Source organism: Synechococcus sp. WC101 (genome assembly GCF_047461555.1).
Taxonomy (GTDB): domain Bacteria; phylum Cyanobacteriota; class Cyanobacteriia; order Thermostichales; family Thermostichaceae; genus Thermostichus.
The window spans coordinates 17,751-28,420 of the sequence record NZ_JANSHG010000007.1; the positions used below are offsets into that span (position 1 = coordinate 17,751).

Here is a 10,670-nt window from a genome sequence, read left to right on the forward strand (position 1 = left end):
CCTAGTCTGCCGGCGCAGGGGAAGAGGGAGTGGGCTGGGCAGGGATCCCGTTTTCGACCCCACCTGGGGCAGGAACTTCCGGCTCGAGGACTTGCCGCACAGATTCGATCTCTTGGGAGAGCAACACCCGCTCCCGATCCAAGAGGCCAACCACATGCTCCGGATCCTCCCGCGAGACCACCGGCAACTGGCGCAAATCGTATTCGTACAGCGGCTCGGCGGCCACCGCCACGGCTTCGTCGGGGAAAGTGGTGAGCACAGGCGACTGGCTGACCTGCTCCACCGTCAGCTCGGCCAGTTCCCCGGCCTGCTTGTGGGCCAGGGCCCGCTCCAGGTCTTCCAGGGTGAGAATGCCCCGCAGCCGCTCTTGCCCGTCCACCACCAAAGCGCTGTGGCACTTTTGCTGCAGCAAGCGCTCCAGCGCCTCCCGCAGGGGCGTATCCTGGGGTAGCAGCAGAGAAGGGGGCACCATCACCTCTTGCACCGTCAGGCCCTTCGGCTCCTGCCTGCGACGGGCGGAGGGGTAGATGGCCGGCGGGTGCAACTGCTCCGTCAGCCAGATACTCAGGCCCACCGCCGCCATCACCGGCAAGGCGATGTGGTAGTCCCGCGTCATCTCAAACAGCAGCAGAATGGCCGTCAGGGGAGCCCGCACGCTGGCCGCCAATACCGCCCCCATACCCACCATGGCGTAGGCGGCAGGGGGAGAGAGGGCAATAGCAGGCAAAGCCTTTCCCACCACCTGGCCGTAGCCTGCCCCCAGCACCGCTCCCAAGAACAAAGCCGGGGCAAAGGTTCCCCCGACAAAGCCGCTGCCCACGCTCACCGCGCTGAGGAATACCTTGCCCAGCAACAGCAAGCTAAGCTGGCCGAGGGAAAAGGGCACCCCCTGCAAGATCGACTCAATGGTCTCGTAGCCCACCCCTAGGGCCAACGGGATCCCCAGGCCGACACAGCCCAGGATCCCACCGCCCAGAATCGGCTTGCTCCAGGCTGGCCAGGCCGCCAGGGGGCCACTGTCGAACAGGTGCTTGACCCATTCCAGTGCATAGCCGAAGGCGATGGAGACCAAGCTGGCCAAAAGGCCCAAACCCAAATAGAGGGGCACCTCCAGCAGACTGTGCAGCTCGTAGGCGGGCAAGACAAAAGCCGGCTGCGTAATGGTCGGCAGCAAAAAGGCCGGCTGCGCCCCCAGCCCCACCTGGGCAATCAGGGCCGACACCACCGCTGCCAACACCACCACACTGACGGCAGAAGTGGTGAACGTGCGGGCCAAAGCCAGCTCCAGCGCCAAAAACACCCCGGCAATCGGCGCGTTAAACCCCGCCGCCAGCCCCGCCGCCGCCCCGGCGGCCATCAACAGTTGCACCCGCTCCCGCGCAAGGCGCAGGTTTTGCCCCAGCAGGCATCCCAGTAGGGCCCCGCTTTCCACGCTGGGGGCCTCCGGCCCAAGCGCAGCTCCCGCCCCCAACGAGACGGCGGCAGCCACCAGCTTAAGTGGGATCCATTCTGGGCGAGGGGCGAGAGGCCGGTTGGCACTCACCAAACTGGAGAGGCTGAGGTTGGGGAAAGGCAGAACCACCCCCAGGGTGCCGATCAACAGACCCCCCAGCAGCGGCGCCAAAATGGTTGCCCAGGATGCCAGCAGCAACAGGCCGTGTTGTTGCGCAGCCCTGACAATGCTGTCGACGAGAGTATCCTGCAAAAGATAGCGACACCAGCCGATGAGATAGCGAAACCCGATCACCAACAAACCTGTGCCCAGCCCCGCCGCTGCCGCCAGCAGCAGCAGCAGATTCTCAGAGGAAAGACGCAGGCGGGGATCGGCAACGCTAGCGCTATTCATACCTGCTCAAGGGCCGGAGGAGGGTAGGGTCAGGATCTCCACGCCGGTTTCGGTAACGGCAACCGTATGTTCAAACTGGGCGGAGAGCTTGCTGTCTGCCGTCACAGCAGTCCATCCGTCTGCAAGCACCTTCACCTCCCACGTGCCTTCGTTGATCATCGGCTCGATGGTAAACACCATGCCGGGGCGGAGTTTTTCCCCCTTCCCCCGTTCGCCGTAGTGGGGGATCTGGGGCGCCGTGTGGAACTGCCGTCCTACCCCGTGGCCGACAAAGTCCCGCACCACGCTGTAGCCCTGGGACTCGGCGTACTCTTGAATAGCAGCCCCAATATCCCCAACTCTGCCGCCTGGCCTCACGGCGGCAATGCCCCGCCGCAGGCACTCTTCCGCCACCTCCACCAGACGCCGCGCCCGCTCGGAAGGCTGCCCGACAAAGAACGTTTTGGAAGTGTCGCCGTGGTAGCCATCCAAAACGGGGGTGACATCGATATTGATAATGTCCCCTTCCCGCAGAACCTGCTTGGGGCTGGGAATGCCGTGGCAGACAACGTGGTTGACGCTGGTGCAGATGGACCTGGGAAAGCCGTGGTAGCCCAGAGGGGCGCTCCTGGCCCCGTGGGCCCGCGTCCAGCGCTCCGCCTCGTCGTTAAGCTCTTGGGTGGTGACCCCCGGCTGCACCATCGGCTCCAGGTGCTTGAGCAGATCCGCAGCCAGGCGGCAGGCCCGTCGCATCTTCTCCAGCTCCCGCGACGAGAGCAACACAATCGGCTGAGGAGCTTGGGTAAGCTGGCTCATGCCCGTCTGCAAGGCGGATCCCAACTGTTCCCCCCATCGCTGAGAGCGGCGGCTGAGATCGGTTAATAGCGATCGCATATCTTCCATCGTCAAACCCTTCTGTTCTCTGAAGTTGGATCCATCTCCGAAGTCTGAGGCGGCAGGGATCCCGGCCTAGCTCAGCTTTGGGTTGGGCCTTTTGAGCCACCCTACATCCCTTCACAGGAGACCCGGCCCCTTCTCCGCCGCCGGCGGATCCACTCCACCAGCCACAGCCCCAGAAAGTAGCTAACGAGGGCGCCCCAAAACCCGACAAACGCACAGCCCACCAAGAGTGTGGCCGACACCTCCAGGCCCCACTGCATCCAGTTCTGAGCTACCACCAGTTCCGAAGTGGCAAAGGCTGTTCGGGATCCCAGCAGCCATTCCCCCACCCGGTAGTTAAAGGCATAGATCGGCACATAGGTGAGGGGGTTGCTCACCCAAGTTCCTGCCGCCGCCACCAGCTTGTTGCCCCGCAAAGGAACGGCCAACAGAAGGGCCACCAGGGTTTGAAAGCCGAAGATGGGAAAACAACCCGCAAAAACTCCCGCCGCCAGGCCGCGGGCAATTTCTTTGGGGGAGGATTGCATTCGCAACAGGCGCAAATACAGGTACCGCAGCCAGCGCCTCCAGCCCAGATCCCGGCGGGGCCAAGTCAGCGCAGGTTGAGACTCAAGATAAGGCCCAGCGGATCCCGGCGAACCTGCGAACCAAGAAAATGGTCTCAGCCATGAGAGGGGGCTCATGATGGGGAGCGGAGAAACTGAGAAAAGGTGTTAAGCCCTGTAAATCCATTGTATCTTTCCTGCTGCCGAAGACAAAGGGCTATCGGCAGATCCGCGCCGAGGAATCGCCTCAGGGAGTGGCTAGCTGAGCTTGTCCACCAAGGCCAGCACGAAGTTGAGGCTCAAGTAGGAAACCAGCGCCAGTAAGAACAGAAACAGCGCAATGCTCAGCGCAGCTCGCAGAGATCCCGCCTGGACTTTGGGGGCGGGCCTTTCAGGCGGAGTTTTCATCCTCAAGTCCCAGAAAAGATCCTAGAAGACTCCAATTCTTCTAGGATCTCATCCTGGAGAGACGGGAGCGGGAAGATTGCCAAAAAGTTGCTCAGTACCCCAAGTGTAGAGTTTGGCCCCCGACCCGCTAACGGGGTTACCAGAAAGCGCCTTATATCCCCTGCCCAAAGATAGGGGCTTTACGGCGCTTTCCGGGAAATTTACTCCTGCCCAGCACCGGATTAACCTACAGGTCACCAGCGCTCCTCCTCACCTGGAAATCCAAATTGGCAACACCGGCATCATCATCCCCCCTGCAGAACAAAAGCGGGTATTTGAGAAGTTTTACCGCGTGCCCAGCTCGGATCCCCGGCGGCGGGGAGGGACAGGGTTGGGCTTGGCCCTTGTGCAACAACGGGTAAACTTGTTGCAAGGGAAAATCTACCTTAACAGCGAGGCCGACCACACTTGTTTTACCTTGCGGTTGCCCCGGCTTCTTTCTGTCTCCGGCCAACAGCAGTCAGCTCAGCCTAGGGCCTAGGCGTCGGGGTGGCTGGCTGGGGAGAAGCAGAGGATTCCCTTTCTTCGATCACTTTTTGCAAGCGGGCCCGCACTCGCTGGTTCAAAACGGGATCTTCGTTGGCCAAGGTCATCAGCTCGCGATATTCGGCCACCGTCAGCCCCTGCTTCTCGACAATGCGGCTGGCTTGGGTTTCCGTGCGCTGCATGATCTGCTCGTACTCTTCTTCGTTCTGGGTCTCTCGCAACTGAGCGCTGGCTTCCCGGATCAAAGGATCCAATTCCAACAGAATCTGCACCAACTGCTCCACCTGAGCATCGGTAACTTGCTCTGGGGTTAGAGTTGGGGAAGCTTGCGGGCTGGGAGCCCCCCCTGTAGCCGCAGAAGGAGTTGCAGCAGGACTGGGGAGCGGGGTTGCCTCCTGCGCCCAAAGCGGCGGGGATCCCAGAATCAATCCCAGACTCACCAGCAACGCGAATTTCCTCATGCCCAAAACTCCCTCGACCTAGAGTAAACTACCCGGCTCCGACCGCCTCCCTTCCCCCCCAACCCCCCGCATACCAGGGGCAGGGAGGCGGGGGGTTGGAAGGGAGTACGAAGCGGGGCTCCTGCAGCTTCTACCTGAGACCGACCGGAACCCTTATGGCTCAGGTCATCCCTGAAGCCAGAGTAGCAAGAGGTCTGTCTGCCGTCTAAGGGTTTAACGCAGTACGGGAAACCTATCCTGGACATATTGTAGAAACGGAAAATTGGTTGTACAGTCGTAGTACCCTCTCCAAAGGCTGCTCGCCCCGCGAGTATTCCTTTTGGTGAAGCTGCTCTAGGTTTGCGCAGTTGCAATTGGCCAACCCTAATCCCCACTAAGGGGAGTTGCCCGTACCTGGGTTTAGGTATGTGTTCTGTTGAGCGTTCCTTATTGTCGATGCTAGCTCAGAGGCCAGATCGGAAGGGAGTCTCCTGCGCTGGCAGTTGACTTTCTTCGCAGGCATCAGAGCTAATCGATACCCTATTTCTCTTTGCTCCCTTCCGGGGAGAAAGGGTTTATTTTTCAACTGAATAAGCAGTTTCCCGGCAAAGTTCTTGGAGGGGAGACAGAGGTAAGTTGCCTTCCTTTTCCGCTCGTGGAGGACGACGTTCGTTGTCCTTTGTTATTTCTGTAAAGGATGATAACAAAAGCCGGTAGAAGTTATTGATTTTCTTAGGTATTGCTGATATATTTTTTAAGGTTGTCTTGTAATCCTTCTACAGGAGGCTGACATTGGTCAGGAGAAGAAAGCGTAAGAGCCGCCGTCGTTTGGAGGGGCGCAAAATTTTAGATTATATTCCTCAATTTAAATTAGATAGCGGCGAAGAAAAGTCTGTAACCGCCGCCCGGAGATACATACAGGAAAACTCTATTCAGCCGCCTGCGCTGATTCTGGTTCGGCGAAACGAGCACACGATAGACCGATTTTTCTGGGCGGAGAAGGGACTATTCGGCGCGCAATATGTCGAAGAAAATCACTTTCTCTTTCCCAGCTTACGGGCTTTGCTAGCGCAGGTTGCGGCAGAGAAGCCGGAGAAAAAATCTTCCAAGGCTCTGGCAACTGCCGCTCAATAGTTTCTATATCAATACCGGCCTCAGGAGCTGAAGAAACAGCCCCCCCACGGGGGGCTTGCTTTTATCCTCGGCAAGAGAACCATCCAATTAACGGGATCCCTTTCCACCTAGCATCTATCTAGCCCCTCATCGCCCATCTTCGACTTCTCGGAGAGGGGTTTGCGCGCTACCTTACAGGGGATCCCGTCGGGAGGTTCTGGATGAGCCGACTGCCGCAGACCACCGCCCATGTACAAATTACCCGCCGCTCCTGGCAGGAGGGCGCCATTGAAGGGGAAGTCAACGCCAACGGTTGGGTTTGGCGCTTTTGCTGGCGCTTTCGATCCGGGGAGCTGAAGGTGGAACCCTCTGTAGGGCGGGCCTTGATTTGCGATCCCTTGAGCCGTTTTTTGGAGAAATCGGATTACTTACTAGAGCCCGGCAGCAACTACTCATTTGTTATTCGTAGCCGCCTCTAGGGATCCCTGGGCAAACAGGGGGAGAGTTGGCCATGCTGCCGAGACAGCTCTCCTCCAAGAGTAATCTGCGCTTCCAGCGAACAGGCTCTAATATTGGGATGGTTGTTCTAGGAGCTGCCTTCATGACCTCTTCCTCCCACCTGACGACTGCAGAGCGGGCAGTGGGTTCTGCCAACGGCCTGAAGGAGGCCCCTCCACTGGCGGAACGGGATCCCTTGGCCCGTGCCCTCGCCGTGGATGAAGCGCTCGACCGCAGGAACAACCTGTTGAATCGCCGCCTGCAAATGGTGGAAGAACTTTGGGAAGCCGTAATCCTGCAGGAGTGCGGGCAGCCTTTGGTAGATCTGTTGCAGCGGCTGCGCTCCATGTGTTCCCCTGAAGGGCAGGCCTTGGAGTACCCCATCCCGGAAGTACTACAAATTGTCGAGCATCTCAGCCTTGATGCAGCCATTCAAACGGCCCGCGCCTTCGCTTTGTTCTTTCAGTTGATCAACATCGTTGAACAGCACTACGAACGGGCAGAAGACTCAGATATGCGCATGGTGGACAGCCAGCAGCGCACCGTGCGGGAAAACGAAAAATTTGAACGTCTGTTCCCTTACCTGCGGCTTCAGGGGGTGCCGCCGGGACTGCTGCGCCGGCTGCTGGAGCGGCTGCACATCCGCCTGGTGTTCACCGCCCACCCCACCGAGATCGTCCGCCACACCATCCGCGAAAAGCAACGGGCCTTCTCCCACTTGCTCAGCCAACTGGACTGGGCAGAGCAGTCTCACCCTCTGCAGGCCCAGATGTTGAGAGAACAACTGGCGGAGGAGGTTCTGCTCTGGTGGCGCACCGACGAGTTGCATCAGTCCAAACCGACCGTTCTGAACGAAGTCGATTACACCTTGCACTATTTTGAAGAGGTTTTGTTTCAGGCTATCCCTCTGCTGCATGAGTACCTCAGCCGCAGCTTGAAAAAGTCCTTTCCCAGCGTCGAGCCACCGCCGGCAGGCTTTTGCAACTTCGGCTCGTGGGTGGGCGGGGATCGGGACGGCAACCCTTCCGTCACTGCCGACGTTACCTGGCAAACGGCCCGCTACCAGCGCAACCTGATTTTGGGCAAGTACATCGAGTCCGTGAAGGCCCTCACCAAAACCCTGAGCGTCTCTTTGCACTGGGGGGATGTGGACAGCCAGTTGCTGGATGTCCTTGAGCAGGATCGCCGCCGCATGCCCGAGGTTTACGAGTCCTTTTCGCTGCAATATCGCCAAGAGCCCTACCGGCTCAAGCTCAGCTACATCCAGCGGCGGCTGGAGTTGACGCGGGAGCGCAACCGCAATTTGGCCGACTCCGCTTGCCTGCCTGTCCCGCCCCCTCTGGACAACGCCTACGCCAATGCAGAAGAATTTCTGGCCGACTTGCAGCTTATTCAGAGCAGCTTGAAAAACAGTGGCCTCTCCTGCCGCCAGTTGGATCACCTCATTTGCCAGGTGCAGGTCTTTGGCTTCCATCTGGCCCACCTGGATATCCGCCAAGACAGCAGCTACCACGAGGCCGCTCTCACCGAGATCTTCGAGTACTTGCGGATCTTGCCGCGGCCCTACAGCGAGATGACGGAGGAGGAAAAAACAGCTTTTCTCCTGCGGGAGCTGCAAACCCGCCGGCCCCTCATCCCTCTAGAAGCTCCCTTTTCCGATAAAGCGGCGGAGCTGATTGCCACCTTTCGCACCCTGCGCCGGCTGCAGCAGGAATTTGGCATGGCCATGTGCCAAACCTACGTGATCAGCATGAGCCGCCAGTTGAGCGATCTGTTAGAGGTGCTGCTGCTGGCTAAGGAGGTGGGCCTTTACGATCCCATCAGCGGGCGCGGATCCCTGGCGGTGGTGCCGTTGTTCGAGACCGTTGAAGACCTAAAGGGGGCGCCAGAGGTGCTGCGGCAGTTGTTGGAGATCCCCTTCTATCGCCAGTACCTGGCCCAGCAGGAAAACCTACAGGAGGTGATGCTGGGCTACTCGGATAGCAACAAGGACGCTGGCTTTCTAAGCAGCAACTGGGAGATCTACAAAGCCCAGCAGCGGCTGCAGGCGGTGGCCGAGTCCTATGGGGTGAAGTTGCAGATCTTCCATGGCCGGGGTGGCTCGGTGGGGCGCGGGGGAGGGCCGGCCTACGAGGCGATCTTGGCCCAGCCGGGGCGCAGCGTGGGGGGCCGCATCAAGATTACTGAGCAGGGAGAGGTGTTGGCCTCTAAGTACTCTCTCCAGGATCTGGCCATTTTTAACCTGGAAACTGTTACCAGCGCCGTCATCCAGGCGAGCCTGCTGCGCACCTACCCCAACGACCTGCACGAGTGGTCGCGCCTGATGGAATCGCTGGCAGAGCGCTCTCGCCAGGTGTACCGCAACCTGGTCTACGAGCAGGAAGGCTTTGTCGAGTTTTTCCACGAGGTCACCCCCATCGAAGAGATCAGCCAACTGCAGATTAGCTCCCGCCCAGCTCGCCGCAGCGGCAACTCGAAAGATATCGGATCCCTGCGGGCCATTCCCTGGGTATTCAGTTGGACACAGAGCCGTTTTCTCTTGCCCGCATGGTATGGAGTGGGCACCGCTCTAGAGGAATACGCGGCTAAAGGCGAACACAACCTCAACCACCTGCAGCATCTCTACCGCGAGTGGCCCTTCTTCCGCATGGTGATCTCCAAAGTGGAGATGACCCTGGCCAAGGCGGATCTGCAAATTGCCCGCCACTACGTGCGAGAGATGAGCTCCCCCGAGCGCCTGGAGCGGGCGATGGAGCTATTCGAGCTCATTGCCCAGGAGATGTACCGCACCCGGGAGATGGTTTTGAAAATTACAGGACACAAGGAGCTGTTGGAGAACGACCCCTATCTGAAGCGCTCGGTGCAACTGCGCAACCGTTCAATCGTGCCCCTCGGGTTTATCCAGGTCTCGCTCCTCAAGCGCCTGCGTGGCAAGCAAAAATCCCATTTCCACAACACCCAGTACAACCGCGCCGAGCTGCTGCGGGGAGCTCTGCTCACCATCAACGGCATCGCCGCCGGTATGCGCAACACAGGCTGAGCACCGACTCTTCCTGGGGATCAAGGATAGCTACGGCCCTCTCCAACCGGCCTAGGATATCTCCGGGAGCAAGGCGGTTGGGAGTTGCCTCAGCAGGAGCAGCCCTCAGGCCAGGACGGCTTGAGGGTGAGGTCAGAACAAATCATCTTCGTACTCGTCTGGCTCCGCCTCTTGCACTTCCACCGATTCCACCTCGACAACACGGCGGGAAGGACGACGAGGTTTTTCCTCAACGTAGCTCTCACCCTGGTCTTGAGGCAGACGGGGGGGACGACGGCGGGTGACTGTGCCTCGTTCTTCCTGCACATCCTCGGGATAGTCCTCGGCAGCCGAGCGGCGAGAGGGATCCGGCTCATCGTCCTCGGTGTCCCGACGGAAGCGGGTCTCTTGCTCCTCGTAATACTCCTCCGCTGCCGGGCGAGGGCGGGGGCGCACACGGGTATCGCTGGTCAGTTGGGGCCGCGGGCGACGAGCTGGCTCCTCGCTGCGTTCAGGAATGGAGCGGCTGGCGGAGGAGGTGTCGCGAATGCGGGATCCGCTAGGCCGCGTGGAAACGCTGCGCGTCTGGGCATAGCCATCGGGTGGATAGGTGCGGCTAAAGCCCCGGGGCCCCACGACCGGACGCACTCCACCCCCCTGCCGTACCTTTTCGTTCAAGAGGATCCGCAATCGGAAGGTTTCGAAGGCAAACCAGCCAGCTATCACCGCCAGCAGCACCTGGGCAAAAAACAGCAACGGGATGAGCCGCTGACCCTCCAGAAGCAAACTGATGGAATAGATCAGGCCCATCGTGGCGAAAATCACATCCGACTCTGCGGAAGCCTCTCGCTTGATGAACCGAACCGCAAAGATGGCCCCACTGGCAATTGCCACCAGCGCTGCCATCAAAAAATAGGGGCTTTGGGTGAGAAACATGCCAGGGATCCCTAAACTGCTGAAAACAGGAAGGCGTCAGGCCTTACCCATTTCGCAGCCGATCTTAACATCGATCCTCCCAGGGACAACCATCCCGGTTTTAGGGCAGGATCCCTCAAAGGAAGGGGATCGGTGCTAGGATGGCCTGTACATTCCAGTAGGCTTCATGCTGTATCTGGCGCGGGTAGACAAGAAAAGTCTTTTTGGCCAGGCGGAGCTGCAGCTCTTGGCCCAGCAAGCCGAGGGTGGGGTTTGGGCGCCGCTTCGCCAGCCAGAACGGGTTACCTCTAAGGAGGCAGCCTCCTACAACGTGGGGGTATTGCTGCTGGTTGAGCTTGCGGAAAATCGGCAGGTGCAGCGGGTGGAAGAGGCGGCGATGAAGTTGGTGGAGATGTTGCACAGCCTCTCGCAGGCCCGCAGCCTGGCCGACCTGGCGGAGATCGAAAGCTGGCGTCAATCTT

General features: G+C 59.7%; 11 protein-coding genes. 5 read left to right on the forward strand and 6 right to left on the reverse strand.

The genetic code is table 11. The features are described 5' to 3' along the window. Position 1 precedes the first annotated feature (1 nt). The 4 genes from NW809_RS01010 to NW809_RS01025 all read right to left on the reverse strand — a co-directional run bounded on the left by NW809_RS01010 (position 2) and on the right by NW809_RS01025 (position 3,678). Positions 2-1,846: a chloride channel protein gene (locus tag NW809_RS01010; RefSeq protein ID WP_414401356.1), complete on the reverse strand. Its 1,845-nt coding sequence runs from the start codon at positions 1,844-1,846 to the stop codon at positions 2-4. 6 nt (positions 1,847-1,852) lie between these two features. After that, positions 1,853-2,641: a type I methionyl aminopeptidase gene (gene map, locus NW809_RS01015; RefSeq protein WP_414401358.1), complete on the reverse strand. Its 789-nt coding sequence runs from the start codon at positions 2,639-2,641 to the stop codon at positions 1,853-1,855. Positions 2,642-2,829: 188 nt separating this feature from the next. Then, on the reverse strand, positions 2,830-3,321 hold the full coding sequence (locus tag NW809_RS01020; RefSeq protein ID WP_346426062.1) for a DUF2062 domain-containing protein: 492 nt from the start codon (positions 3,319-3,321) through the stop codon (positions 2,830-2,832). 207 nt (positions 3,322-3,528) lie between these two features. Further along, positions 3,529-3,678 carry a hypothetical protein gene (locus NW809_RS01025; RefSeq protein WP_011429730.1) on the reverse strand — a complete coding sequence of 50 codons (150 nt, stop codon included), beginning with the start codon at positions 3,676-3,678 and terminating at the stop codon, positions 3,529-3,531. 112 nt (positions 3,679-3,790) lie between these two features. Between NW809_RS01025 and NW809_RS01030 the strand changes: the two genes are divergently transcribed. Continuing rightward, positions 3,791-4,198 (forward strand): ATP-binding protein, encoded by a 408-nt coding sequence (locus NW809_RS01030; protein WP_099884163.1) that lies wholly within the window; start codon positions 3,791-3,793, stop codon positions 4,196-4,198. Here the strand turns inward: NW809_RS01030 and NW809_RS01035 are convergent. Beyond that, the gene (locus tag NW809_RS01035) at positions 4,188-4,664 is read right to left on the reverse strand and encodes a DUF4168 domain-containing protein (RefSeq protein WP_011429728.1); all 477 of its coding nucleotides are present in this window, start codon (positions 4,662-4,664) and stop codon (positions 4,188-4,190) included. The two genes, NW809_RS01030 and NW809_RS01035, sit on opposite strands and share 11 nt — an antisense overlap. Positions 4,665-5,435: 771 nt before the next feature. On the opposite strand from NW809_RS01035, the gene NW809_RS01040 reads away from it, so the two are divergent. The 3 genes from NW809_RS01040 to ppc all read left to right on the forward strand — a co-directional run bounded on the left by NW809_RS01040 (position 5,436) and on the right by ppc (position 9,294). After that, on the forward strand, positions 5,436-5,777 hold the full coding sequence (locus NW809_RS01040; protein WP_041438161.1) for a DUF3155 domain-containing protein: 342 nt from the start codon (positions 5,436-5,438) through the stop codon (positions 5,775-5,777). A 200-nt stretch (positions 5,778-5,977) separates the two neighbouring features. Next, complete coding sequence (locus tag NW809_RS01045) at positions 5,978-6,235, forward strand: DUF3146 family protein (protein WP_011429727.1); 258 nt, start codon at positions 5,978-5,980, stop codon at positions 6,233-6,235. Between the two features lie 122 nt (positions 6,236-6,357). Beyond that, complete coding sequence (ppc, locus tag NW809_RS01050; protein WP_099884165.1) at positions 6,358-9,294, forward strand: phosphoenolpyruvate carboxylase; 2,937 nt, start codon at positions 6,358-6,360, stop codon at positions 9,292-9,294. 132 nt (positions 9,295-9,426) lie between these two features. On the opposite strand, the gene NW809_RS01055 is transcribed toward ppc, so the two are convergent. Then, complete coding sequence (locus NW809_RS01055; RefSeq protein WP_099812336.1) at positions 9,427-10,209, reverse strand: Ycf66 family protein; 783 nt, start codon at positions 10,207-10,209, stop codon at positions 9,427-9,429. A 166-nt stretch (positions 10,210-10,375) separates the two neighbouring features. On the opposite strand from NW809_RS01055, the gene NW809_RS01060 reads away from it, so the two are divergent. Further along, the coding region (locus tag NW809_RS01060) for a hypothetical protein (protein WP_414401357.1) at positions 10,376-10,670 on the forward strand (295 nt) is incomplete at its 3' end.

Coding starts and splice junctions, on each gene's coding strand:
- NW809_RS01010 (WP_414401356.1), bottom strand. CDS start 1,846: ATGAATAGCGCTAGCGTTGCCGATCCCCGCCTGCGTCTTTCCTCTGAG.
- map (WP_414401358.1), bottom strand. CDS start 2,641: ATGAGCCAGCTTACCCAAGCTCCTCAGCCGATTGTGTTGCTCTCGTCG.
- NW809_RS01025 (WP_011429730.1), bottom strand. CDS start 3,678: ATGAAAACTCCGCCTGAAAGGCCCGCCCCCAAAGTCCAGGCGGGATCT.
- NW809_RS01035 (WP_011429728.1), bottom strand. CDS start 4,664: ATGAGGAAATTCGCGTTGCTGGTGAGTCTGGGATTGATTCTGGGATCC.
- NW809_RS01045 (WP_011429727.1), top strand. CDS start 5,978: ATGAGCCGACTGCCGCAGACCACCGCCCATGTACAAATTACCCGCCGC.
- ppc (WP_099884165.1), top strand. CDS start 6,358: ATGACCTCTTCCTCCCACCTGACGACTGCAGAGCGGGCAGTGGGTTCT.
- NW809_RS01055 (WP_099812336.1), bottom strand. CDS start 10,209: ATGTTTCTCACCCAAAGCCCCTATTTTTTGATGGCAGCGCTGGTGGCA.